The following is a 24,807-nucleotide window of genomic DNA, read 5'->3' on the forward strand; positions in this document are numbered from 1 at the left end:
GGGAACCTGGCGGTGGTGTCGGAGGCCGGTGCGGTGGCCTGGCAGTCGAACACCGCCGGGTCCGGCGGGGTGCGGGCGGTGCTCGGCGACGACGGGGTACTGAGCGTGCAGACCGCCGAGGGCACCGTGGTCTGGTCCAGTGACACGACGCTGGCGGCCAGCACGCAGGCGGACGCGGCTGCTCTACTTGCTCAGCCGGCTCCGGTGGCTCAGCCTGCCGCGACGAGTTCGGCTCCGACGACAGAGCCTGCTCCGACCACAGAGCCTGCTCCGGCGACGGGCTCGGCTCCGGCGAGTGAGGAGCCTGCTCCGGCGACGGGCTCGGCTCCGGCGACGGGCTCGGCTCCGGCGAGTGAGGAGCCTGCTCCGGCGACGGGCTCGGCTCCGGCGAGTGAGGAGCCTGCTCCGACCACAGAGCCTGCTCCGGCGACGGGCTCGGCTCCGGCGAGTGAGGAGCCTGCTCCGACCACAGAGCCTGCTCCGGCGACGGGCTCGGCTCCGGCGAGTGAGGAGCCTGCTCCGGCGACGGGCTCGGCTCCGACGAGTGAGGAGCCTGCTCCGGCGACGCAACCCAGTCCGGTGCGCGAACTGCTTCCGGGGGCGCCTCTCGGCAGCAGTGGATCGCTGGTCTCCCCGAGCGGAGGCCACCGGCTCGACGTGCAGTCGGACGGGAACGTCGTGGCCATCGGTACGGATCAGGAACTGCTCTGGGAGACCGGGACCGTCGGCAATCCGGGGGCCGAGCTCGAGATGCGTACCGACGGGAGTCTGGCCGTGGTCTCGGGAATCGGCGATGTCCTGTGGGAGTCGGTCACCGCGGCCGGATCGGTCGGCGCAAGGACGGTGCTGCAGGACGACGGGGTACTCACGGTGCTGGCCGACGACGGCAGTGTCGTGTGGTCGAGCACGGTCACCGAGCTCGTGACGGGGACCCCGCTGGTGACCGGGCAGTCCCTGGTGTCGTCCAACGCCGTCTATCGGGCGACCGTGCGACCAGACGGGGACCTCGTGGTCGTCGACGCGAACGACGTCCTGATCTGGAACACCGCGACCGGCGGCAACTCGCAGGCACGACTGGAGCTGCGCGCCGACGGCAACCTGGTGTTGGTGTCGAGATCCGGTGCGGTGCTGTGGCAGTCGGACACAGCCGGATCGACCGCATCACGCGTCGTGCTCGGCGATGACGGAGTGCTGGCGGTGCTGGCCGCCGACGGCACCACGGTCTGGTCCAGCTCCTAGGCCGCGTCGTCCGGTGAGCTGGCCACGGCCAGCTCACCGGACGTACATCCGTGAGCAGGCCAGTGGTCTCCCAGGGGTGGGTGTGCCAGGACTGACCCTCTACGGCCATCACGGGGTAGGCGCACTGGTTGGGGCGAGGTGCTGACCTGCGCGCACGGATGGGCGGCGACGGGACCGGCAGGACGCGACTGCCCCCTCGGAGCTCCTGCATACGTGGGGGTCGTGTCGCTGTCGCGCGCCGGAGGTTGAGGGTGTCCGGGGAGTTCCCCACCTTCAAGTGTTCCGTTCCAGGAGGTCATCGACGACGACGCGGCGGACCTGAGATGTCCTCCGAGGGGCAGGCTCTGCGTCGAGACGCTGCCGTGGGGCCACCAGCCTCCGTCGAGGGATGGAGCCGAGCATCGTCACATCGCGGAGCCTTGCTCGTCCCGGGCCGGCCCGCACACAGCGGCGCACCGCTGGGGCCGATCGAGCCGCGCCGCCGCGGCAGCCGGTGAAGGACAAGGCTGCGGTCCACAGTCGAGGCGGGTAGCCCCAGGATCGCCCCGGGCGACCCCAGCCGGCGGTCCCGACGCAACGCGACGACGGTCGTCCCACCACCGGCGGCGCCCCGCTGCCTGAGGGCCGTCGTCGGTGGCATCGGGACCTGGGAGCCCTGCGCCCCAGGACGGAGTCAGCATCCGGAAGGTCACCACTGTGCGACGACGACCTCGTGCCAGATCGACGACGGTCGTCGAGGGTGATCCCTGCTCGCTGATCCGGACCCTGTGACACGCAGCGGCACAGCAGACGGCTCGAGGTCGTAGAGGGGACTGTGCTCCCCCCTCGCGCCCCGTCACCCCCCGAGTTCACTCAGTGGTGATGGCCTCTAGGGAGATGAGGCAGCTCGGCCTCCGCTCGGGCCTGGCCATGTCGAACACGGCGGGTCGAATGCCTTCGTCATGTCGAAGGTCCTGCGGAGAACGGCCGATTACCTGTCTGCTCGATGGGGTCACCACCACGACGGGCGGGGGATCTGGTCGTCTGGGATGCTCTACAGGTTGCGTTGCCCGACCGGAGAAGTGAGGTTCAGTGTCCCGCCTGGGCATCGTGATCGTGAGCTACAGGTCTGCGGAACTCGTCCGAACCTGCGTCGCCTCCATTCCCCCGACTCCACAGGTGCCTCACATCGTGGTCGTCAACAACGACCCGGAATGTGAACTCGAAGCCCGTGTTCTCGCGACCCTGCAGCACGACGACCATCGCGTGACGGTCCACCACTCCCCGCGAAATGGGGGTTTCGGCGCCGGCGTCAACCAGGGCGTGAGACTGGCGAAGAGCCTCGGCTGTGACAGCGTCTGGATCCTGAACCCGGACGTGGAGGTTCAGGAGGGTTGTCTGCAACGACTGCAGATGGCCTTGGGCGAGCATCCTGACGCCATGATCTCCCCGGTGATCACTTCGGGACTCCCTCCGGATGAGTACATCTGGTTCGCCGGGGGTTCCCTCGACGTCCGTCGGGGGCGGTCCCATCACTTCGGATTCCGGCAGTCGCTCGACGTACTTGCCGCGACGGACCTGACGGTCAGCTTTCTCACCGGAACTGCGGTCATGACGCGCGTACACACGTTCGAGCGACTCGGCGGCTTTCGCGAGGATCTGTTCCTCTACTGGGAGGACGTCGACCTGAGTATCAGAGCCCAGCAGATGGGGATTCCGATGCTCGTGGTCGGGGAGGCCCGGCTGTGGCACAAGCAGGGTGGATCAGTGGACGACAGATCGGACATGTTCTTCTACTATGCGCAACGAAACCGGCTCATCGTGAGCTGGACGACGGCTCAGCGAGGGCTTGCCACGATGCTGGTCGGCGCTGGCTTCGTCGAGACTCTCCGCCTGCTCGGGCGCCCCTTGGTCAGGAGTAAGCAGCACCGGATGAAGAAGTTGAGGCGTTCGCTCCACGGCCTGGTGGCCGGGATCGCGGCGGTCCGTCGACTGCAACGAGATCCGGCGGCAGCGGTGGGAGGCCCTCGTGCCCCCCGTGGTTGACCTCGTCTTCGACGCACGCTCGGCCGTCGGCAACCGGCGGTCGGGCTGGGAACGGTACAGCCGGAGCTTGCGTCAGGCGCTCGATGGACGCATGTCCATAGTGGACTACGTGGGTCCGCGCATCCGCGGTGAGGTCGTGCTACCCGCGGTCAACGTCGTGCAGCCGTCAATCGTCGTGCGACGGGGCGCGGGGGTCCCGGTCCACTATCCCACCTTTCCACCGCCTCCCGTGGTCAGTCGACGACTCGGGAGGGGACTCGTCTACACGCTCATGGACCTGACGTGGTGGAAGTACCCGGAGACGGCCTCCCGGCTCGGGCGAACCGTTTACCGGCGGTGGGCCGAGAGCGCCGTCCAGCGCTGCACGGTGCTGGCCATCAGTCATTCTGCTGCGCAGGAGATCCAGTCCTACTTCGAGGTGCCCGATGATCGGCTCTTCGTCGCGCCCCTTGCGTCGAGTCTGCCTGTGCACGAGGGGGGAGGGCCTCCTCTGCGAGGTCGACCGTACTTCCTGTCGGTCGCCTCCATCGAGCCGCGCAAGAACATCGACCGTCTGCTACAGGCTTTCCGCTTGTCTGGTCTGCAAGAAAGCCATGACCTGCTGCTCGTCGGCCGTCAGGCCTGGGGTGATCTGCCCCCCGGCGCCTCCTTGATCTCCGGCGTCGACGACGCAGCACTCGCGAGCTTGTACGCCGGCGCGACCGCGACGGTGTTGGTGTCCCTGTACGAGGGGTTCGGGCTCCCCGTGGTGGAGTCCCTCGCCCAGGGAACCGCCGTCGTTTGCTCCGACATCCCAGTCCTGCGCGAGGTCTCCGGCGACTCGGGGATCTTCGTGGATCCCTTGGATCCCCAGAGCATCGCGAGCGGGCTCCATCGAGCAGTCGACGTAGGTCTCGCGCCCGACGCCGTGGTGAGCGCAGCGCGGGCGAGGAGTTGGGAGGACACCGCGCGGAAGGCTCAAGCCGCATATGCCAGCGCGAGGATCCATGTCTGACGGGCACCTCCGCCGGCAACGGGTGGGGTACTTCGACATCGTCGTGGCCACTCCGCAGGAAGCAACCGCGCGCATCCTGCAGTGGGCGTCGTCGAGTGCGGGTGTCCGCCTCGTGGTCACTCCCAACTTCTCCATGTTCCCCCTGTGGGAGCGACATCCCGAGTTCCGTCGGGCTTGTGAGCGAGCAGATCTGGTGCTGGCCGACGGATGGCCCTTGGCGGTCGTGGCCAGCTGTGCCACGGGACGGATAGTCCCGCGGGTGACGGGTAGCGACCTGCTCAAGGACGTCATCGCCGGCGCGGCGGCGACCGGACTCCGCGTGGGGGTCATCGGCGGACGAAACCCGGAGAGGGCGGTGCGTCGATGCCGTTCGGCTCACCCTGACCTCGAGATGACCGTCATCGATCAAGCCTTCCACCCCACCGTGACGGAAGCTCTGGCCGAGACGCTCGCGGATGACATCCGTGCGGCACGGGCGGACATCATCGTGTTGGCTCATGGCACGCCGCGCCAGGAGTTCCTGGCAACGCTCCTGGCTCGCCGCCTGACCGCTGGGGTCATGCTGTGCCTCGGCGGGTCCATCGATTTTCTGAGCGGCGACCAGAAGCGGGCACCGGCAATCATCAGCAGGCTCGGCCTGGAGGCCTTCTGGCGGATGGCGCTGGATCCTCAGCGCATCCTTCCCAGGTACGTGATCCCCACCGCTGCGTTCGTGCGGTCCCTGATCTCTCAGCTGAGGGGCCACTAATCGTGCCTGGCTGCTGTGTCGCCATTCGGCTTTGGACTGTGGACGGCAACGCCGATGCCTTCGCCGGCGTGATCAGGAGGTCGACGGGAACAGGTCTCCCGGTTCCCGTCGCGAGTCGTGCTGACGGCCTCATCGGACTCCGGATCCGCCGAGACGTCGATGCCCTTCCGCTCCGAGACCTGGTCGACGCCCGGGCCAACGCAGTCGACCCCGAGGCAGGACGACTGGGTCGTCCAGACGTCGACCGCTCGGTCGGCCCTACGGGAAGCACTGTCGCGTGTTCCCGGGCGTACACCGGGAGACATCCGAGGCGAGGCGGGCTGCCGTCGACGGTGACACGATGCGCCCGACGGCGCTAGGGCGGAGCGCGTCTCGGCAGAGCCCGTGGATCCCCGCCCGTCCGAGGAGGCCTGCGGTCGCACGCTCCCACCGTTCGGGGTCTTCGTGAGGGATCGCCGATGGCCGAGCGAGGCTGGACTGATCGGTGGGGACTCGACCCGCACCGGGGATGTCAGTACACAGGCACGGGCCGACCGAACGAGCCGCGAGGTTGGCGCCTCCCTGTGGACAGACACCTACTCGTCGTCACTGACGGGCGCCGGGTCATGAGTTCCACCACTCTGGGGCGACAGACGGCGTGGTTGTCGGTCGGGACGTTGGGCGGTCTGTTCCTCGGCTTGCTGCAGACGCCGATCCTCTACCGGACGTTGTCCTCAGCCGACTTCGGGCTCTGGGCGCTGGCGTATGGGCTCGGTACCGCCGTAGCGACGCTCGACTTCGGTCTTGGTGCAGCCACGACCCGCTTCATGACGGTCGCGATGGCGGAGGGCGATGCACGGCGTGCGCGGGTGGCCTACGGCTACTCCATCCTCTTCGCGTCGGTGCTGATTGCCGCTGGCGGGCTGGTCTGCCTGGTGTTCGCTCCCACACTGGGGTCGCTGGTCGGATCCCGCTACGTGGGTCCGTCGTCGCCGACGAGCGTTGTGTGGGCGACCTGGGCACTGATGTCGTGCTACCTGCTGTTGACCGTCGGTCGCTTCGCGCTCGTTGCGCTGCTGGACTTCCGCTTCGTGGGTTCCTGGCAGTTGGCGGGCCAGTTGGGCGTCCTCGTAGCGACGACCGCGGTTGCCCTCGGGGGCGGGGACGCCGAGGGGATCCTCTGGGCCACAGCAGTCGTAGCCGTCTGCCAGACGGCCGTCTACGTGAGTCGGGCAGCCGTCAGGAGGCAGTATGCCGAAGGCCGGGGAGGGAGCCGGGAGAGGCTCTCACTGAGAGCCATGCTCCGGTTCTCCGCCTGGATGCAGTTGAACGGCTGGAACGGCTTCCTGAACTCCCAGACGGACAAGCTGCTCATCACCGCTGTGGCGTCAACCAGCTCCATTGCTCCGTTCGAGGCCGCGAACACGATGGCTCGCCTGGTGCGCGTGATCCCGGCGCAGTACCTGGTGGCATTGAGTCCGCGGATGGCGGCCGTGACGACGGAAGCGGCATCGGGCGACGTGACAGGACAGATCAACAGAAGTCTCGTCCACATCATCCGGCTCACCCTGCCGCCGGCGGCCCTGCTCCTCGGCTTGGCTCCGCTGTTCCTCCAGGTGTGGCTGGGCGAAGTGCCGGAGGGTGCGGTCGTCATGCTCTTCGCCCTGGTCATCGGGCATGCCGTCAACGTCCTCACGGGCCCGGGCACCGTCTATCTCCGGACCATCGGTGAGCCAGGTCTGGAGGTGGCCTACGGACTGGTCCAGACGGCACTCAACGTGGGTCTCAGCATCTGGCTGGGCCTGTTGATGGGTGCACTGGGCGTAGTCGTCGCTACGGGGATCAGTACGGTGGCGGCTTCGTTGCTCTTCCTCGTGTTGTTCCATCGTGGCCGATCGATTCACGTCTCCGACGACACGAAACGTCTGCTGGGGCGCATGGCCGTACTTGCCGCTGCAGTGTGTTCAATCTGCCTCGCTGTCGCATCTTGGGTGGCCGCGCAGCGGTATCCGGTGGTCGGACAACTTGCCGCACTCGGCGTGACAGGAGTGGTGGGAGCGACTCTGCTCGTACTGTCCGATCTCACGTATTGGCGGCCACTGCTGGCGTCCCTCCGCGAAAGGGGCCAAGTCATCGGCAACCGTCGTTGGACCGAGAAGGGGTAGCGTTGCTGGAAGGTCCTCCGCAGCATTCCCCACCCCCCGCAGCCGTGCTCGCGGCTGCGGCGGAACCGAGAGATGCGCCGAGACGGCGACCGTCCGAGGTCGCGCGCGCAGGTGGCGAGGTCGAGGTGAGACCGGTGGCGACCCGGGTCTCGGTCTGTATGCCCGCTTCGCGACCTAGTCAGTTCTTCCTCGAGGCGCTGGACAGCGTCCTGTCCCAGTCGATCGGTGACCTCGAGATCATCATCACCGACGACAGTGGCGGTGATCTGGAGCCTCTCGTCAGGTCCCGACAGGATCCGAGGATCCGGTACCTGCCGAACTCCGAGCGGCTCGGGCTGTCCGGCAACCACTGCCGGGCGCTCGACCACGCGACCGGGGAGGTCATCGCCTTCCTCCATGACGACGATGTCTGGGCCCCTGGCTACCTGTCCGCCGCTCTCGAGATCCTGGCCTCGGACGATCGGATCGGTCTCGTTCTCGTCGACATGGCCGAGATGGACGCCAGCGGTCGTCCCATGGGTCGTCGCCGGTCGGGCATGGCGGTCGGCCTGCAGGCCGACCCGCTCAGCGCCTTCCTGCGACGGGAGTTCGTGGCCCTGATCCCTTCGGCGTCTGTCTTCCGGAGGGCTGCCCTCGATGACAACAAGCGGCCGTGGCCTGACGTAGTGGCCGGCGACCTGACCATGTACGTCGACTGCGTGCTGGGCGGGTGGAGGGTGTACCACCTCGCCGAACCGCTGGTGCGGTACCGCATCCACGAGGGCCAGACGAGCATGAACTGGATCCCTCTACAGACGGCAGTGATCACCGTCTTCAGTGCATACTCCTTCCTCGACCCGGCACACGAACGTCAGCGCGTGCACCGCGTGGCCGGGTCACTGGTGGCGCGTGCAGCAGGACACCTGCGAGTCGGCGCGCCCAGTGAGGCTCGGACTGACCTCCGTCGGGCCCGAGGGCTCCGGCGGAGGGAGCGCTGGGTTCTCGCGACCGGCCTACACCTCCTCAGCTACCTCCCACTGCCTGTCTTCCGGGCGGCGGATCGGACCCTCCGCGGGGCGCGGGATTGCCTTGCCCGAGTGCGTCAGCGTCGCGGGGCCTGCGTCCAGGGCAGGTACGGCGGGACGTCAGTCGAGCCCGTCGACGGGTCGCCCTGAGACCCTTCACCTCCCGTCGGTGAACCGTCGCCCAGCAGTGATGCTTGCCGAGCGCCGGCCCAGGCACCGGCCAGCTCGGCGAAGCGATAGGGACTGAGCCGACGAATCCACACGGAGCGATCACTTCCCGCGGAGAAGGAGCCCCACCATGCCGCGACGGCCTCGCTCAGGGTCGGGGGGCGAGCGACTCCCAGGCTCACCATGGCTAGGGCTTCACGTGTCACTCGACGGCGCAGCAGGACGAGGCCCTGACTTCGACGGTGCCCCGAAGGCACGAACAGCTGAGGTGAGAAGGCGATGTGATGGCCGGCGGCAAGGACCCGCCACGACCATTCCTTGTCCTCGCAGGCCGGCAGGTCCTCGCGGAACCTGAAGGTGCGCCAGGTGTCAGCTCGCCACGAGGAGGCATGGTTGGAGAAGCCCCAGGCAGGCTGACTCCGCGCCTCATCGAGGGGCGGCAGATAGACGCCCTGAATCGGTTCACCGGCCGGGGTTCGGAAGGCTTCGCAGGTACCGACAACCCGTTCGTCTTGGTAGAAGCTGAGGCTGTCCTCGACCCACGTGTTCGTCGTCGGTCTACAGTGGGCGGACAGAGCAAAGTGGATGGCGCCAGATGCCGCATCCGCCCCCACGTTCAACGCGCGGCCGTAGGAGAACGACTCCGGGGCGATCTCGATCAACACGTCCGCCCACTTCTTCGCGATCTCGACCGTGCCGTCCGTGCTGCCGGAGTCGACGACGACGATCTCCACCGGCCGGGACTGGGCTCGTAGGGCTTGGAAGGTCGCCTCGATCGTCTTGGCCTTGTTGCGGGACCGGACGATGACGCTGGTGTCCGGACTCACGTCAGCCTCGTCGACGTTGGGGGGCAGTGAGCGCCGTCCTCTGTCGTGGCGTCCGATCGGGGAGGTCGCGCCTTCGCGAGCGTCGCCGGAGCGTCGGTCAGCTGATTGCTCCGCGGCAGCGCCGAAGTGAACCGAGGGGCGGCGGCAACGAGGCCAGCCGTTGCAAAGGGCAGGAAGCCCCCGTTGAAGGTCAGGAGGTTCTCGCTCACCAGCCCGGTGACGACCTGAGCCAGCAGAACCGCTACCCCGGCAGCGACGAACGTCTGACGCCGGACGGACATGCCGGCGAGCAGTACCGCGAGGAGAACGAGGAGGCTGAAACCCGACCAACCCACTTGCGTGAGGATGACGACGTAGGAGTTCTCGGACGTGACAGCGGCAGCGTAGGTGTTGTAGGCCCCAGAACCACCCGTCCCCCAGCCGAGTCCTAGGAGTGGAAAGTTCAGACTGAGGCTGTACTGGAGAGCCTCCTGGTGGGCGAGAGTCGACGCGTCATCTCCGCTCAGGATCCCGCTGAGGTAGGTCCTCAACGGGCTGACCACCTGGATCGCCCCGAAGGTGACCGCCACGGTGGCGATTGCGCCGATGAGCGCTCGCCCGACCCCGTACCGGAGGATCACGAACACGCTCAGGCCCATCGCCGCGAGGAGCCAACCGTTTCGGGTGAAGCTCAGGAGCAGTGCCGCTGAGATCACGAAGATCGTCAGGTTCACCCGGCGAAGTGCCGACCGGTAAGCCACCGCCAAGATCAAGGCGGCTCCCAGGACCTCCCCCGCTGAGAGGGGATCGCCGAAGGTTCCCGTCAATCGAGGAAAGCCGGCCGTGATGGCGAAGTTCCAAGGTAGCTGCGTCTCGGGGTCGAGGAACAGAGGCTGGTCTTTCACCTCAGCCCAGTACGGGCCGATGCCGATCACCTGGGTCAAGAAGGTACGGGGCAACGTCAGTTCGAACAGCGCGTAGGCTGCGGCCACGGCAACCATTCGGACACAGAGAACGCTGACGCGACGCCGCTCCCGGACCGTGAGCAGGGCTACGGACCCGAGGGCGAGTGCCGGGATCAAGGCGTTGCGGATCGACTGGACCTCGACCGGGAGCGGCGCCGGTGAAGGTGTCAGGAACCAGAAGGCGCCGCAGATGGCGACGTAGGTACCGACGGCCACCAGGGGCCAAGCAGGGCGCTTCTCGCTGACGGCCCGGGTCGCGAGGACGGCGAGCAGGAGCCAGGCCAAGACGTCCTTGGTGAGGATCGCGACCCTGATCAGCGATCCGGGGACCCCGAAATTGTACGCCACCGCGAACAGGTGAGAGCTGAAGACCACGAAGGCGACGACCACGGCGAAGGCGATCTCCGGACGTCGTTGGCACAGTCCGAGCCAGCCGACGAGTCCGACTGTCCCCAACAGGGCGCCGCCCACGAGCGGCGCGACGGACACCAGAGCGCCGCATATGCCCGCCGAAACCATTGCCGCCGTCACCCACGGAGCCGTAGCAAGCCGACTCCAGCGGTGTGCGCTCTCCACGGACACGAACCCTACGGCGCGGCCTCCGCTTTCATCGCAGCGACGGCATGATGACGGGATGGTCGAGCGCGTCTCCGGGCGGCCGGTGGAGGAGTCCTCACCCCCCGGTTCCTCGCTCAGTCGTCGTCGGCTCTTCCGGATCGGCGGAACCGCTGGCGTGGGTGGGATCGTGGGAGGACTGGGCGTTCTCGCCGTTTCCGGGCAGACCGGTGCTGCAACGGAGGCAGTCCCGAAGGGTAGTGGCGGGATTGCCGTCGATGCGCCTCCTCCCTCCGGTGGCGATGATTCCGCCTCCTTGGGGGCCGTCTGTGTCGGCAATCGGGAGGTCCATCTGCAGGCCGGAGTCGTGTACCGCCTGGAGCAGCCGGATGTGCTCAGTGCCAACGGCTTCTCCGGTCAGATCACGGGGCACGGCGCCACCCTCCACTTTGCCTACGCCGGCCCCTGGGGTGCGGAACTGTCGGCGATCAACGGTCTCAGTGATCTGACGTGCCGCGATCTGGTCATCACGGCTCCCGGTGCCAACCTGTTCTCGGTGTTCCGGGATTGCGCCGGCTTGCGGTTGGAGGACGTGACCGTCCGGGACTGCTCCCCGAAGCTCACCTATGCCATGCCCCGTGACTTCGCTGCACGTCGCATCCGTTGGGTGAGCAGCCCTTCCGAACCGGCTGTGGTGGACGGCTCTCTCTACGTTCCCGACGCCGGCCGGTTCTCCCTCATCGACTTCGACTTCGACTCGCGGTTCACCGGGCAGACCGGGGCGGTCGTCTCCGCAGTCGCCACCGAACCGCGGCCGGGGACCACCGTCCACGTCTCCCACGGCCGCGCCTTCGCCGGCGATCAACCGGCCCACACCGCAGACGGCTTCATCGACATCGAGCCCCGTGGTGCGGTGCCCTTCGACAGCGTCACCGTGCGGGACGTGGTGCTGTACAACACGAGCTGCTACCTGACCGGCGCCCGGAGCATCGACGTCGACGGGTGCACGATCCGGTACACCGCCAACAACGCCAGCGGTCGGGCGATCCCGTTCGTCGTCTACAACAACAACTCGGTGAAGCCCCAGCTGGGCAGCCTGCGGATCAGCAACTGCACGGTCGACTGGTCGGGGGACAACCCCACGGACCAGCCCATCGGGATCCTCGCCTACCAGTCCCAACCGGGCGCGATCGTCATGCTGACCCGCAACAGCTACCGGTTCGGCTCCCTCGGCGGCCAGGACGTGCAGAGCCTGTACTGGGTCAGAGACGGCGCCCCCGACATGATGGTCATCGACGGGGACGTCATCGTCGACGTCGATGACACCCTGGATGTGGCCGTCCCCCTCGTCAGGACCGATTCGACGGTCGGCCGGTTCGTGCTCCGCAACAGCTCGGTCGAGGGGTCCTTCGGGAGCCGGCTCGCCGTGACCGCCCAGGGTGGCGGCGGTGACGGTGCGCTCGTGGCGTACGAGAACAACGACTTCGGGCGGGCGAACTTCCGGGCTCCTGACTTCGTCGACGGCTCGGTGACGATCTCTCGGAGCCACTCGTCGGGGAACGCAGGCATCGAGTACTGACCCGCCGACGCCGCCGCGAACGTGGCAGACCCGACCCGTCCCTTGGGGGGACGTCGATCGGAAGGGCTGGCGACCCGGCTGGTTCCATTGTTGACTCAGCGGGCTCCCGGTCGGCGGTTGAGTGGGTCGAGGAGGGAGGACAGGAAGGTGCGGATGTTCCCACCGCGTGACGTCAGGGAGTCCGCCACGTGAGCTCAGCTGAACCTGCTGCTCTCCGGTCGACGATCATCGGGCCGTCACGAGGACGGGTCCGGATCGGCTGGTCAGAGCTGTGGCTCGCTCGGGACCTCCTGTACTTCCTGACCTGGCGAGACGTCAAGGTCCGCTACAAGCAGACGGCCTTGGGAGCGGCGTGGGCGGTCCTCCAGCCGGTCGCCACGATGGCGGTGTTCACCGTCTTCTTCGGTGTGTTGGCCAACATCCCGTCGGGTGACGTGCCGTACCCGGTCTTCGCGTACACCGCGCTGGTCCCGTGGACCTTCTTCGCCAACGCCGTCGTGCAGGGCAGCAACAGCCTCGTGGAGCAGGAGGCAGTCCTCACCAAGGTCTACTTCCCGCGTCTGGTCGTCCCCACCGCAGCGGTCCTCGCCGGCCTGGTCGACGTCATGATCGCCTTCGTCGTCCTCGTCGGGCTGATCCTCTTCTACGGCATCGTGCCGACGGTCGCGATCCTCACCCTGCCGCTGTTCCTGCTCTTCGCCGCGGCCACCGCCCTCGCCGTCTCGCTCTGGCTGTCCGCGCTCAACGTCCGCTATCGCGACGTGCGCTACACGCTCTCCTTCATCGTGCAGATCTGGCTCTTCGCCAGCCCGGTCGCCTACCCCTCGTCCCTGGTGCCGGAGCCCTGGCGCCTGCTGTACGGGTTGAACCCGATGGCGGGCGTGATCGACGGTTTCCGGTGGGCCCTGCTCGGCGACGAGGCGCCCGGCCCAGCGCTGTTCGTGTCCATCGCCGCGGTGGCCATGATTTTCGCCGGAGGGCTCGTCTACTTCCGTCGTGTGGAGAGGTCCTTCGCCGATGCCGTCTAGCGAGGAGGACCTGGCGCTCCGGGTGACCGGCCTGGGGAAGAGGTACCGGTTGGGGGAGAGGGAGCCGTACCTGGCTCTTCGCGATGTCGTGTCGCGGGCGGTCCGCTCGTCGTTGACGAGACTGAGCAAGACGTCGGATGACCGCCCACTACAGGATGAGCGCACGTTCTGGGCGCTGCGCGACGTCAGCTTCGACCTGCACAAGGGTGAGGTGCTCGGCGTCATCGGACGCAACGGCGCCGGGAAGAGCACCCTGCTCAAGATCCTCTCCCGCATCACCGAACCGACCGAGGGTGAGGCGGTCGTGTCGGGGCGAGTGGGGGCCCTCCTCGAGGTCGGCACCGGCTTCCACCCCGAGTTGACCGGCCGGGAGAACGTGCTCCTGAACGGAGCGATCCTGGGCATGCGTCGTCGGGAGATCCAGCGGAAGCTCGAGGACATCGTCGAGTTCGCCGGTGTCCAACGCTTCGTCGACACCCCGGTCAAGCGGTACTCCAGCGGCATGCGGGCACGGCTCGCCTTCGCAGTCGCAGCCTTCCTCGAGACCGAGATCCTCGTGGTGGACGAGGTCCTGGCGGTCGGTGACGCCGAGTTCCAGAAGAAGTGCATGGGCAAGATGGACGACGCGGCCCGTGGTGGCCGCACGGTCCTCTTCGTGAGTCACAACATGGCAGCGGTCGAGGCCCTGTGTCGCCGGTCGATCTGGCTCGAGGGCGGCCGGTGCGTGGCCGACGGTCCGACTGCCGAGGTGGTCTCCTCGTACCTGTCGACGTCCTTCTCTGCGATGAGCGAGCAGTCGTGGCCCCATCCCGAGACGGCTCCCGGCAACGACGCCGTCCGACTCCACCGCGCCGCAGTGCGCCCGAGCGACGGTTCCAACACCGACGTCATCGACGTGCGGACTCCCATCGCGATCGAGATCGAGTACTGGAACCTGCGTCCCGGTGCTCGGCTCAACCTCAGTCTGCACGTCTACAACGAGCAGGGAACACGGGTCTTCAATGCCCTCCCCTATCTGGAGCGGGTGTGGCAGGGGCGGCCGTTCCCTCGAGGTCTCTTCCGGGACACGTGCCACATACCCGCGAACCTCCTGAACGACGGCATGCACAGCATCCAGCTCATGGTCGTCGAGAACGGGAGCTATGTGATCTTCGAGGTCGACGACCTGCTGGTCTTCGACGTCCGCGACGACGCGGCGGGTCGTGAGGGATGGTTCGGCCGCTGGGAGGGGGCCGTCCGGCCACAGCTGGCCTGGGAGACCGAGCACCTGCTGGACAGTGGTCCCGCCGTGGAGGACGTCTCGTGACAGGCCGACCCGCCTATGCCGATCAGGTCTATGCGGCGTCACTCGCCGAGTTCGGTGACCCGGTGCACCTGCGACGAAGCGATGGCTGGCTGCTCGAGCGCCCGGTTGCCGTGACCGGGCACCGCGATCTCATGGGGCCCTACCCGCTGTTCAGCTGCGTCGACTGGGCATCTCTGCCTGCCGATCTCGAGGACATCGACGACGCCGTCAGCCTGGTCGTGGTAGCCGACCCGCTGACCTCCCCGGACCCGGAGCGATTGCGCGAGGCCTTCCCCGATCGCCTGGTCCAGTTCAAGCGACACCTCACACGAGACCTGGAGGCGCCGGCCCGGCTGCCGGCCCACCACCGGCGCCATCTCCGTCGCGCGGCGGGAGCGGTCGAGGTCGAGGTCCTGGCCGACCCCCTACTCTTCCTCGACGACTGGGTGGAGCTGTACGGCCGTCTGGTGGATCGGCACGGACTCGTCGGGATCCGGGCATTCTCGCGGGAGTCCTTCCGACGACAACTGTCGACGCCCGGGATGTTTGCCGTCCGCGCTGAGCGAGGGGGACGGACAGTCAGCATGGCGCTGTGGCTGGCCGACGACCGCCACGCCTACTACCACCTGGGTGCATCAGCGCCGGCCGGATACGAGGTCAGCGCCTCCTACGCGGTCTTCGCCCTCGCGCTCCAGCACGCGCAGGAGCAGGGCATCGGGCTCGTCGACCTCGGCGGGGTGGCCGGCGCGGGCGCCGCCGAGGACGGTCTCTCGCGATTCAAGGGCGGCTGGGCCAACGGTGACCGTCCGGCGTATCTCTGCGGCAGGATCCTCGATCCGGGCGCCTACGCCAGGCTGAGTGCGGACAAAGAGGCGCGCACGACCTGGTTTCCGGCCTATCGGGCGTCCGACGCCGATCTCACCGGTCAGTTGACGACGAAGGGTTGATGCGCAGCATGGGTTCCGTCCGTGCGGAGGACGACCGTCGAGCACCAGAGGCGGACCTGGCCATCCTGGGAGGGGCGCCGGCCTTCTCGCAGCCGCGACACGTCGGAGGTCCGAACCTCGGGGACCGGAAGGCCTTCATGCGGCGGATGGAGGGAATCCTCGACCGCGGGTGGCTCACCAACAACGGTCCCCTGGTCGCGGAGTTCGAGGAAGCGATCGCGTCCATCGTGGGTGTCCGGCACTGTGTGGCGACCTGCAACGGCACCCTCGCTCTGGAGATCGCGATCCGCGCGGTCGGACTCGAGGGCGAGGTGATCACGACTCCCTTCACCTTCGTCGGGACGGCGCACGCGCTGCAGTGGCAGGGCATCACCCCGGTGTTCTGCGACGTCGACCCCCGTACACACAACATCGACCCGGCCGAGATCGAGGCCCTGATCACCCCGCGGACCACGGGGATCCTCGGCGTGCACCTCTGGGGACGGCCGTGCGACGTCGAGGCGTTGACCGACATCGCCGATCGCCACGGACTGGCGCTGCTGTTCGACGCCGCCCACGCGTTCGGGTGCTCCCACCGTGGTCGCATGATCGGCGGCTTCGGGAGGGCGGAGGTGTTCAGCTTCCACGCCACCAAGTACGTCAACGCCTTCGAGGGCGGGGCGCTGGTGACCGACGACGACGAGGTGGCCGCCCGCGCTCGGCTCATGCGCAACTTCGGGTTCGCCGATTACGACCGGGTCGACAGTCTCGGCACCAACGGCAAGATGACGGAGGTCTCTGCGGCCATGGGCCTGACCTCCCTGGAGTCGAGGAGCCGGTTCGTCGCCATCAACCACCGCAACTGGGAGGCATACCGGGTGGGGCTGGACGGTCTGGCGGGCGTCACTCTCGCGCCGTACGACGACGAGGAGTCCACCACCCGCCAGTACGTCGTCATCGAAGTCGACGATTCGGCCGGACTGTCACGGGATGACCTGCAGCGCGTCCTGTGGGCCGAGAACGTCCTCGCCCGCCGCTACTTCCATCCCGGTTGCCACCGGTCGGAGCCGTACGCGTCCGCGTGCAGTGCAGGGAGGACGTTCCCCGAGACGGACCGATTGGTCGCGCGGGTCCTCACGTTGCCGACCGGGACCAGCGTGACCACCGACGACATCGCCGTCATCACCGGGATCATCCGGCGGGCCCAGGGCGCCGGAGAAGCGCTGACTCGGCGCTTGGCGGCCGCGCCTGGCGACCAGGGACGTCGACGGGACGAGCGGACGAACGTGTCCGGCGGCGCCGGATGACGTCCTCCGCTGAGGCGTCCGACATCCTCGTCAGCGTGCTCATCACGAGCTACAACCACGCGCGCTACATCGCTCAGGCGCTGGACGCGGTCCTCGAACAGCGTGGCGTCACGTTCGAGGTCCTCATCGGGGACGACTGCTCGACCGACGGCACGCGGTCGGTCATCAACGAATACGCGCGACGGTACCCGGATCTTGTAACGCCCGTCTTCCCCGAGCACAACATGGGGGGTGAGGGCAAGGTGCTCTACGGAGAACTGGTGAGGCACTCCCGCGGCCGGTACCTCGCCGGGTTAGATGGCGACGACTACTGGACCAGTCCCGACAAGCTCCTCCTGCAGGTCGACCACCTCGACCGGCATCCCGAGTGCTCCATGGTCTTCCACAACGCCGTGCGACGGGCCGACGGCGGCAACGTGCCCGACACGCTCTACACCCCGCTGTCCCAGCCCCTACGACTCGAGACCGGTCAACTCTTCGACTACAACCCGGTGGCCGCTTGTGCCCCGGTGTTCCGGCGGGAGGCGATCGATCCCCTGCCGCCGTGGTACTTCGACCTTCCGTGGGGCGATCTACCCCTGTACTTCCTCGCCGCCCAGCACGGGGAGTTGCACTACCTGCCCGAAGTTATGGGTGTCTACCGATTGCACGACGGTGGAATGTACTCGGGCATTACCGCTCTGCGGCGCTTCGAGTTGGACGTGGAGTTCTTGCAGGGCATGCACGAGGTGGTCCCGCCCGAGGATGACTGGAGGCGTCGGCGCCGGCTGGCGGTCGTCCTCGCCCGACTGGCTCGCGAGCACCTCCGGCGGGGCGACCGCGAGGCGGCTCGACGTCGTCTCGCCGAGAGCTTTCGGACATGGCCCCCGGATCCGCGACGGTTGGGGCGCGGGCACGGCGAACGGTTCCGCCTCGCCCTCTGGCTGTCGATGCGGTTGTCGACGCCTCGACACTCGACCAGGTGGTCCTGATGCCCTCGTCGCGGCAGGAGTTGATCCCGCTCGAGAACCGGAACGCGTGGGAGGAGACGCTTGCAGGCATTCCGCACGCCTTCGCGCACACCTGGGCCAGTTGTCGTGCCATGTACTTCACGACGGGCTGGCCGACCTACCTGTGGACCTGGGCGCGCGGGACCTCGCGCGCCGTGTGTGCGATCTCGGAGCGAGGTGACGGGGGGACGGTGGACGTCGTCACTCCGTACGGGTTCGGCGGCGTGGTCGGTGTCGGCCTCGACTTCGACGTGCTGGACGACTGGTCGGTGTTCGCACGGGACCGCGGGTACGTCTGCGGGTATCTGGGGTTGAACCCCGAACTGACGCCGAGCGTGGTCCGTCGGTCGGGGGAGTACACCGAGCACAACGACGTCTACGTCCTCGATCTGGACCGTGGCGTCGAGGCGCTGCACACAGCGCTCTCGACGAACCGGCGCCGCCAGTTGCGGGCATTCGCCGATGGGCCGGCCCGGGTGATCGACGACCGCGAGCGCCTGACCCGGTGGTTCCTCGACAACGTCGGCAGCTTCCTGTCCGAGCGCGGCGCGAGCGCCGTCTACGCCTTCTCCGCGCTCACCTGGGAGAGCCTGCTCGGGCTCGATAACGTCCTCGTGCTCGGGGTGGAGGAGCCGGACGGTGCGATCGCTGCCGTGAGCGTGTTCGCCCACACGCCACACTGTGCGGAATACCTGTTCGGCATCTCGCGGCCGGAGGGGAGGTCCTACTCCGCCGTCCTCATCTGGTCCGCGGTCGAGGCGCTCAGCGAGATGGGCATCCCCCGGCTCAACCTGGGCGGAGGCGTGCGCCGGGGCGATGGCATCGCTGACTTCAAGGAGCGGTTCGGCGCCCGGCGCCTCCCGTTGGGAGCACTCAAGGAGGTCTACCGGCCGGAGGCGTACGCGGCCCTCTGTCGAGCCGCCGGCAAGGACCCCGCCGACCGGGCCGGGTTCTTCCCCGCGTACCGGGCACCGGACGCGCTGGCCACGGACCAGCCCGCCGACCGCACCCTGACCCCCTGACGCCCACCAGTCCCGGAGGACCCGTGTTCACCAAGTCGGCCCCCTTCTACGACGCGCTGTACCACTTCGTGGACTACCGGGCGGCAACGGAACGTCTGCGGGACGTGATCCGCTCGCAGGCGCCCCACGCGACCACGTTGCTGGACGTCGGATGTGGCACCGGGCAGCACCTCCAGTACTTCCGCGACTCCTACGACGTCGAGGGCCTCGACATCGACGGACAACTGCTCGCTGCCGCCCGGGAACGCTGTCCCGGAGTGCCTCTCCACGAGGCTGACATGGTCGACTTCCAGTTGCCCCGGCACTTCGACGTCGTCACCTGTCTGTTCAGCGCGATCGGCTACGTACAGTCGGCCGACCGGATGCGGCAGGCCGTCGCCACCATGGCGCGCCATGTGGCACCGGGCGGCCTGCTGCTGGTGGAGCCCTGGTTCGAGCCGGACCGCTACTGGACCGACACCATCACGGCCAACCACTTCCAGAGCGACGAGCTCAAGATCTGTTGGATGTACGCGAGCAAGCGGGAAGGGGATGTCTCGGTGCTCGACATCCACTACCTCGTCGGGACTCCTGACGGCGTGGAGCACACCGTCGAGCAGCACCGCATCGGGCTCTTCACCAGGGACCAGCACGAGGCGGCCATGCACGACGCCGGCCTCGCGGTGTCGTTCGACCCGAAGGGCCCACTGAACCGTGGCCTCTACGTCGGGCGAGCGCCGGGTCACGACGGCGGCGCCGAGGGCTGATCGGGATCACCGTTCCGAGGTAGGCCTCCGCCGCCGCGGATCGTCAACCCCGTGGGGATGACCTATCGTCCGAATGCCCGGGGCGTCCCTCGGGGACCACGGGTGCAGAAGACGAACGGACGTACATGGACCTCCGCCAAGTGCTCGCTGCGGTTCGTGCCGCCTGGTGGCTCCCCGTCATCGGGCTGGTGGTAGGGGCGGCCGCGGCGCTGGGGGCCAGCCTCCTGCAGACGCCGCTGTACACGTCGTACACCCAGCTGTTCGTCTCCACCACCGACTCGCGCTCCACCTCGGATGTCTTCCAGGGAGGTCAGTTCTCGCAGCAGCGCGTCGGATCGTATGCCGAGCTCCTGACCGGAGAGGAACTGGCTGCCCGTGTCGTCGAGCGCCTCGGGGTCGAGGACACGCCCACCGAGATGAGCGACCGGATCACCGCGACAGCCGTGGCGGACACGGTGTTGATCGACGTCGCGGTCGAGGACCCGTCCCCGGCGCAGGCCCGGGACATCGCGGAGGCCGTGGGAGCCGAGTTCCCCGGCCTGGTGGCCGAACTCGAGACACCCGATGACGGCGCTGCCTCACCGGTGCGGGTCACGGTCACGGACCGTCCCGAGGTCGCGGAGTCCCCGACGTCCCCGAAGACGTGGCGCGACACGGTGCTGGGGGCCCTGGTGGGTCTGTTGATCGGCGTCGCCCTGGCCCTGCTGCGGACCCGGTTGGACCGTTCCGTCAAGGACACGGAACAGGCCGCGGAACTGGTCGGCGCTCCGGTGATCGGCGTCGTCTTCCGTGACGAGACGCTCAACAAGCGGCACGTCTTCGACCGGCAGAGCACGAACCGGACCGCCGAGGACTACCGCCAGCTGCGCACCAACCTCCGGTTCCTCAAGGTGGACGAGCCACCCAAGGTCATCATGGTCTCCAGCGCACTCCCAGCGGAGGGGAAGACCACAGCGGTGGTCAACCTGGCACTGGCCCTGACCGACGCGGGTCACTCGGTCACCATCGTGGAGGCGGACCTCCGCCGGCCCAAGGTCACCGAGTACCTGGGTCTCGTGGGAGACGTCGGCCTGACGAACGTCCTGGCCGGCAGCGCCGACCTCGACGACGTCATACAGCAGTACGGGGAGGAACCGCTCTCCGTGGTGGCCGCAGGGCCCACTCCGCCGAACCCGGGAGAGCTGCTCGCCTCCAGCCAGATGGCCGCTCTCGTGGACAAGCTGCGTGGGAAGAGCGAATACGTACTGTTCGACGCCCCACCGCTGTTGCCGGTAGCCGACTCTTCCGGCCTGGCGGTGCACATGGACGGTGTCCTGCTCTCGGTGCGCCACGGAACCACCCGCAAGGAGCAGGTGCAGCAGGCTGCGGCGGCGCTCGACCGGGTACGGGCGACCAAGCTGGGCGTGATCCTCAACATCGTCCCGCCCACCCCCGGCCTCGTCTCGGACTACGGCTACATGCACACGTACGGGACGGCAGCGAAGCACCGGGGGCCGCGTGACAACAGCCCCCGCCACGGGTGACCGCACCCACCCGGTCCTGGCAGGGCACTGATCACCGTCACGGCTGGTCCCCGGGGTCCTCGTTGCCTGACGGTCGGTCGGTCCGCTCCCGCCCCCACGGACGTCGGGAGGCGTCCGCTGCGGTCGAGCCGTGATGGCTGTCGACCCCTCTCGACCCGGAGAATGATCGGGTGTCCCCTCACCCGACCGTCGAGCCGACCTTCACCGTCCTGCTCGTGTGCACGGGCAACATCTGTCGGTCGGCGTTGGGGGAGCGCCTGGGGCGCGCGTACCTGGAGTCCCTGGGTGACGGAACGGCCGATCGGATCCGGCTGGTCAGCGCAGGCACCCAAGCCGTCTCGGGGGCGGCGATGCACCCCGACAGCGCGCTCGTCCTGCGTGGACTCGGTGGAGACCCCTCCGGCTTCCACGCCCGCCAGTTCGTCGGCGCCATGGCAGACGGTGCCGATCTGACACTGACGATGACCCGGCAGCACCGACGCGATGTCCTGCGCGCTGCTCCGCGGGCGCTGTCCCGGACCTACACGCTCCGGGAGGCCGCAGGCCTGCTCGACGTCATCGGCGAGGACGTCGACGTGGCCAGCGCGGATGTCGTGGAGCGGGCTCGCCGCCTGGTGCAGCACCTGGCGTCTGCCCGCTCGCGGTGGCGCAGCGGTCCGGAGGACGACGTCGAGGACCCGATCGGGCAGCCCGTCGAGGTCCACCAGGACGTCGGGGAGGCGATCGCGGTCGCACTCATCCGCGTACTCGAACGCCTCGCCTCCCCCGCGCAGGAAGGGCCGACCGTGGTGCCCAGCGCGCGCCCCGACGTGGTCCGCGGCCGCGTCCCGGCCGAGTGACCGACGTGGTGCCGGGCTCCCGAGGGTGCCGTTGACGGGCGACCGCGCTCGTCAGAGGGCGGACCAGGCTCTCCGCTGCCGCGCCGGCTGACCGGTGGCGTCTGTGGGCGTCGGTCCGTCGCGCTGGGTACCTTCCCGCCATGGCACGGGGGACCCACTGGTGGAACGAGCCGCCGGCGTGGGCGTGGATCACGATGGTCGCCGGCCTCGTGGCGACCATCGCGCTGCTGCCGGTCGCACTGGACCGCGCCGCTCCGGCCTCGAGCGGCACCGCGGCACCGGCGACCACGGGCGAGAGCGGGCCGAGCCCCACGCCGTCCGAATCCGCGTCCGCCACGCCGTCCGACGAAACGGCAGACCGCGCACGGGTCCTCGTGATCGGTGACAGCGACACGGGCGGTACCGGTCAGGATGCGGTCGCGTGGCCTGCGTTGTTGGACGAGCGCCTGCCCGACGCCGAGATCGAGTCCGTCACCACCGGCGACTCCGGCTACGTCTCCACCACGGCGCAGGAGTCGACGCTGACCGACCTCGTCGCCGAGGCCGACCTCTCCGATGTCGACCTCGTCGTCCTGTTCGGCAGTCGCTTCGATGCGTCGGGGATCTCGGACCAGGTGTCCGCGGCCGCTGAGGAGAGCATCGCCACGGTCAGGGACGAGGCCCCCGATGCGGCACTGGTGGTCATCGGGCCCGTGTGGCCAGGTGGTGACCCGCCGGCGGGGGTCCGCAACAACCGCGACGTCGTCCGTGCCGCGGCGGAGGCCGCTTCGGTGCCGTTCGTCGACCCCCTGACCGAGGGCTGGCTCGCCGAGGACGCCGGATCGGTCGGCGAGGACGACGTCCACCTGACCGACGAGGGGCAGGCGGCACTCGCCGGCCTCGTGCAACCGGTGGTCGAGGGAGCGCTCGACGAGGCGGCGGGGGCAGGGGCCACCTCGGGCGGGTGAGCCGTCAGTAGGCGCCGGAGCCGCGCACGACCGCGCCGACGGTCTTCCACAGGATCATCAGGTCGAGGGCCAGGGACCAGTTCTCCACGTACCGGACGTCGATGCGGACCGAGTCGTCCCACGACAGGTCGGACCGCCCGCTGACCTGCCAGAGGCCGGTCAGCCCGGGCTTCACCAGGAAACGCCGCCGCATGTCCGTCCCGTACTGCTCGACCTCCCTGGCCAACGGCGGACGGGGACCCACCAGTGACATGTCCCCGCGGAGCACGTTGATCAGCTGGGGGAGTTCGTCGATGGAGTAGCGACGCAGCGTCCTCCCGACCCGGGTGACCCGCGGGTCGTCCCTCATCTTGAAGAGGACCCCGTTGCCCTCGTCGGCCGCGGCCAGCAGCTCCACGAGTCGAGGTGCGTCCTGCACCATGCTGCGGAACTTGAGCATCGTGAAGGTCTCGCCGCACCGCCCGACCCGCTCCTGACGGAAGAACACCGGTCCCGGGCTGCTGACGCGCACCGCCACGGCGACCGCCAGCAGTACGGGCGCGAGGACCAGCAGTCCCACGGCGGCCGCGCTGCGGTCGACGACCTCCTTCGTGAACCGGCGGACCCCGGTGAGCTCGGGGCGCTCCATGTGCAGCAACGGCAGGCCCGCGACCGGGCGGATGTGCACCCGGGGACCCACCACGTCGGTGACCGCGGGGGCCAGCAGGAGCTCGGCGTCGGTGTCCTCCAGTTCCCACCCGAGCCGCCGGAGCACGGAGCCGTGCAGGTCGGGTCCGGGGAGGACGGCGACCGTGTCGACCTCGAACCGGTTCACGACGTCGGCGACCTCGGCCACGTCGCCGAGGACGGGCAGGCCGTTGAACGCATCAGCCCCGGTCGCCTGCTCCCCGGCCGGCAGGCAGCAGCCGATGACCCGGTATCCCTGGTGCGGCGACCGCTGCAGTTGCTCGTCGAGCGCCGCGACGGCGGCACGCGGACCGACCAGGATCGTCGTCTGCAGGTACTGCCCACGCTGGCGCTCGTGGCGGAGCCAGTGCCGGTGCACGAGGCGGCTGGCCAGTGTCAGGAGGGCGGCCAGAGGGAGGGTGAGGACGACGAACCCGCGTGCCACCTCCAGCCGGAGGGCCCAGGAGACCGTCCCGACGACCGCGAGCACGACCACGGCCGCGGCGAGGACCCTGCGGTACTCCTCGACGCCGATCCAGAGGAACCGTTCCTCGTACGTCCGGGCGACCGACATCGCCGGCAGCCACACGACCGGGACGAGCAACGCCTCCCACAGGGGTGGCCGTGGACCGAGTGCGGCGATCACCTCGAACCACAGCCAGTAGCCGACGAGACCGGCGAGTACGGCGCACACAGCATCCAGGGCCACCGTCCGTCGGACGTAGTTCCGCCGCCAGGCGCGTCGGGCGATGGTGCCCTCGCCGCGGATGCCGGGGGCGAAGAGGTCCCACCCGTCAGTGGACGGCGACGTCACGGACGTCCGTCTCGAGCCGTGCACGCTGGTAGCCGACATGCTCACTCCCCGTTCACCCCGTGGACGGCGGACACCAGAGGCTGCACGTCCGCGCCGTGTCATTGGGCCACGGAGCCCCCGGCGACACCACTCCGAGTGCCCGGACGTCACAGCGGGGCACGACGACCTCACTGTGGCGAACGATGAGGGGCCGTGTGGGCCTGACCACAGGGTTCGTGGCCAGCCGGTTGCCTCGTGATCTCCGTCTCACGGCGCTGTGGGGAGCCGGTTCCGACCGATACCCTCCCCATGGTGCGGGCCGACGCCTATCGTCTGTCGGTCAGCGAAGGCCAGTGCTGTACGGGGGTCGGCCATGTCCCTGCTCGATGTCCGTGACGGAACCGTCCGTCCTGCGACCGGATCGGTCGGGGCCGGTTGGTCTCCGTTCGCCAGCCGCCTGCGGGGGGATGGAACCGTCGCCCGACGTGCGTGGCGTCGCGCCTACGTGC

Annotated in this window: 20 protein-coding genes; 17 read left to right on the forward strand and 3 right to left on the reverse strand. The window is 68.7% G+C overall.

Annotation, left to right across the window (positions count from 1 at the left end; genetic code table 11):
• The first annotated feature begins 579 nt into the window (after positions 1-579).
• The 6 genes from ACI79O_RS01665 (at position 580) to ACI79O_RS01690 (ending at position 8,304) form a co-directional block, all read left to right on the forward strand.
• Positions 580-1,239, forward strand: a complete 660-nt coding sequence (locus ACI79O_RS01665; RefSeq protein ID WP_456913192.1) for a hypothetical protein — start codon at positions 580-582, stop codon at positions 1,237-1,239.
• Positions 1,240-2,328: 1,089 nt separating this feature from the next.
• Positions 2,329-3,264 (forward strand): glycosyltransferase family 2 protein, encoded by a 936-nt coding sequence (locus tag ACI79O_RS01670; protein ID WP_456913194.1) that lies wholly within the window; start codon positions 2,329-2,331, stop codon positions 3,262-3,264.
• Positions 3,257-4,258, forward strand: a complete 1,002-nt coding sequence (locus ACI79O_RS01675; protein WP_456913195.1) for a glycosyltransferase family 4 protein — start codon at positions 3,257-3,259, stop codon at positions 4,256-4,258. The genes ACI79O_RS01670 and ACI79O_RS01675 overlap by 8 nt, the downstream gene beginning before the upstream one ends.
• Positions 4,251-5,006, forward strand: coding sequence for a WecB/TagA/CpsF family glycosyltransferase (locus ACI79O_RS01680; protein WP_456913196.1), 756 nt, complete (start codon positions 4,251-4,253; stop codon positions 5,004-5,006). The genes ACI79O_RS01675 and ACI79O_RS01680 overlap by 8 nt, the downstream gene beginning before the upstream one ends.
• A gap of 605 nt (positions 5,007-5,611) precedes the next feature.
• Positions 5,612-7,150, forward strand: coding sequence for an oligosaccharide flippase family protein (locus tag ACI79O_RS01685; RefSeq protein WP_456913197.1), 1,539 nt, complete (start codon positions 5,612-5,614; stop codon positions 7,148-7,150).
• A gap of 134 nt (positions 7,151-7,284) precedes the next feature.
• Positions 7,285-8,304: a glycosyltransferase gene (locus ACI79O_RS01690; protein WP_456913198.1), complete on the forward strand. Its 1,020-nt coding sequence runs from the start codon at positions 7,285-7,287 to the stop codon at positions 8,302-8,304.
• Here ACI79O_RS01690 and ACI79O_RS01695 read toward each other — a convergent pair.
• Together ACI79O_RS01695 and ACI79O_RS01700 are read right to left on the reverse strand one after the other, a co-directional pair.
• Positions 8,232-9,149, reverse strand: a complete 918-nt coding sequence (locus tag ACI79O_RS01695) for a glycosyltransferase (RefSeq protein WP_456913199.1) — start codon at positions 9,147-9,149, stop codon at positions 8,232-8,234. The two genes, ACI79O_RS01690 and ACI79O_RS01695, sit on opposite strands and share 73 nt — an antisense overlap.
• The gene (locus ACI79O_RS01700) at positions 9,146-10,669 is read right to left on the reverse strand and encodes a hypothetical protein (protein ID WP_456913200.1); all 1,524 of its coding nucleotides are present in this window, start codon (positions 10,667-10,669) and stop codon (positions 9,146-9,148) included. The genes ACI79O_RS01695 and ACI79O_RS01700 overlap by 4 nt, the downstream gene beginning before the upstream one ends.
• 58 nt (positions 10,670-10,727) lie before the next feature.
• Between ACI79O_RS01700 and ACI79O_RS01705 the strand changes: the two genes are divergently transcribed.
• The 11 genes from ACI79O_RS01705 to ACI79O_RS01755 all read left to right on the forward strand — a co-directional run bounded on the left by ACI79O_RS01705 (position 10,728) and on the right by ACI79O_RS01755 (position 22,839).
• Positions 10,728-12,227, forward strand: a complete 1,500-nt coding sequence (locus tag ACI79O_RS01705; RefSeq protein WP_456913201.1) for a hypothetical protein — start codon at positions 10,728-10,730, stop codon at positions 12,225-12,227.
• A 188-nt stretch (positions 12,228-12,415) separates the two neighbouring features.
• On the forward strand, positions 12,416-13,255 hold the full coding sequence (locus ACI79O_RS01710; RefSeq protein WP_456913202.1) for an ABC transporter permease: 840 nt from the start codon (positions 12,416-12,418) through the stop codon (positions 13,253-13,255).
• Positions 13,245-14,561, forward strand: a complete 1,317-nt coding sequence (locus ACI79O_RS01715; protein WP_456913204.1) for an ABC transporter ATP-binding protein — start codon at positions 13,245-13,247, stop codon at positions 14,559-14,561. Before ACI79O_RS01710 ends, ACI79O_RS01715 begins: the two co-directional genes overlap by 11 nt.
• A complete protein-coding gene (locus tag ACI79O_RS01720) occupies positions 14,558-15,487 on the forward strand; it encodes a GNAT family N-acetyltransferase (RefSeq protein ID WP_456913205.1) in 930 nt (309 codons plus the stop codon). The genes ACI79O_RS01715 and ACI79O_RS01720 overlap by 4 nt, the downstream gene beginning before the upstream one ends.
• 137 nt (positions 15,488-15,624) lie before the next feature.
• Positions 15,625-16,773, forward strand: a complete 1,149-nt coding sequence (locus tag ACI79O_RS01725) for an aminotransferase class I/II-fold pyridoxal phosphate-dependent enzyme (protein ID WP_456913206.1) — start codon at positions 15,625-15,627, stop codon at positions 16,771-16,773.
• Positions 16,774-16,808: 35 nt separating this feature from the next.
• Positions 16,809-17,744: a glycosyltransferase gene (locus ACI79O_RS01730; RefSeq protein ID WP_456913208.1), complete on the forward strand. Its 936-nt coding sequence runs from the start codon at positions 16,809-16,811 to the stop codon at positions 17,742-17,744.
• Entirely contained in the window at positions 17,744-18,784 is a 1,041-nt protein-coding gene (locus ACI79O_RS01735; protein WP_456913340.1) for a GNAT family N-acetyltransferase, read from the forward strand. Before ACI79O_RS01730 ends, ACI79O_RS01735 begins: the two co-directional genes overlap by 1 nt.
• Positions 18,785-18,807: 23 nt before the next feature.
• Positions 18,808-19,530, forward strand: a complete 723-nt coding sequence (locus ACI79O_RS01740; RefSeq protein ID WP_456913209.1) for a class I SAM-dependent DNA methyltransferase — start codon at positions 18,808-18,810, stop codon at positions 19,528-19,530.
• A 125-nt stretch (positions 19,531-19,655) separates the two neighbouring features.
• A complete protein-coding gene (locus ACI79O_RS01745) occupies positions 19,656-21,053 on the forward strand; it encodes a polysaccharide biosynthesis tyrosine autokinase (protein ID WP_456913210.1) in 1,398 nt (465 codons plus the stop codon).
• 170 nt (positions 21,054-21,223) lie between these two features.
• Entirely contained in the window at positions 21,224-21,892 is a 669-nt protein-coding gene (locus ACI79O_RS01750) for an arsenate reductase/protein-tyrosine-phosphatase family protein (protein WP_456913211.1), read from the forward strand.
• Between the two features lie 209 nt (positions 21,893-22,101).
• Positions 22,102-22,839 carry an SGNH/GDSL hydrolase family protein gene (locus ACI79O_RS01755; protein WP_456913212.1) on the forward strand — a complete coding sequence of 246 codons (738 nt, stop codon included), beginning with the start codon at positions 22,102-22,104 and terminating at the stop codon, positions 22,837-22,839.
• A 4-nt stretch (positions 22,840-22,843) separates the two neighbouring features.
• On the opposite strand, the gene ACI79O_RS01760 is transcribed toward ACI79O_RS01755, so the two are convergent.
• Positions 22,844-24,319, reverse strand: a complete 1,476-nt coding sequence (locus ACI79O_RS01760) for a sugar transferase (RefSeq protein WP_456892299.1) — start codon at positions 24,317-24,319, stop codon at positions 22,844-22,846.
• Positions 24,320-24,807: the final 488 nt, after the last annotated feature.

This window comes from Geodermatophilus sp. SYSU D00696, from assembly GCF_054050235.1.

Excerpts from the sequence above, each read along its gene's own strand:
- ACI79O_RS01715 (WP_456913204.1), top strand. The coding sequence starts at position 13,245 with ATGCCGTCTAGCGAGGAGGACCTGGCGCTCCGGGTGACCGGCCTGGGG.
- ACI79O_RS01745 (WP_456913210.1), top strand. The coding sequence starts at position 19,656 with ATGGACCTCCGCCAAGTGCTCGCTGCGGTTCGTGCCGCCTGGTGGCTC.
- ACI79O_RS01685 (WP_456913197.1), top strand. The coding sequence starts at position 5,612 with ATGAGTTCCACCACTCTGGGGCGACAGACGGCGTGGTTGTCGGTCGGG.
- ACI79O_RS01705 (WP_456913201.1), top strand. The coding sequence starts at position 10,728 with ATGGTCGAGCGCGTCTCCGGGCGGCCGGTGGAGGAGTCCTCACCCCCC.
- ACI79O_RS01725 (WP_456913206.1), top strand. The coding sequence starts at position 15,625 with ATGCGGCGGATGGAGGGAATCCTCGACCGCGGGTGGCTCACCAACAAC.
- ACI79O_RS01735 (WP_456913340.1), top strand. The coding sequence starts at position 17,744 with ATGCCCTCGTCGCGGCAGGAGTTGATCCCGCTCGAGAACCGGAACGCG.
- ACI79O_RS01680 (WP_456913196.1), top strand. The coding sequence starts at position 4,251 with ATGTCTGACGGGCACCTCCGCCGGCAACGGGTGGGGTACTTCGACATC.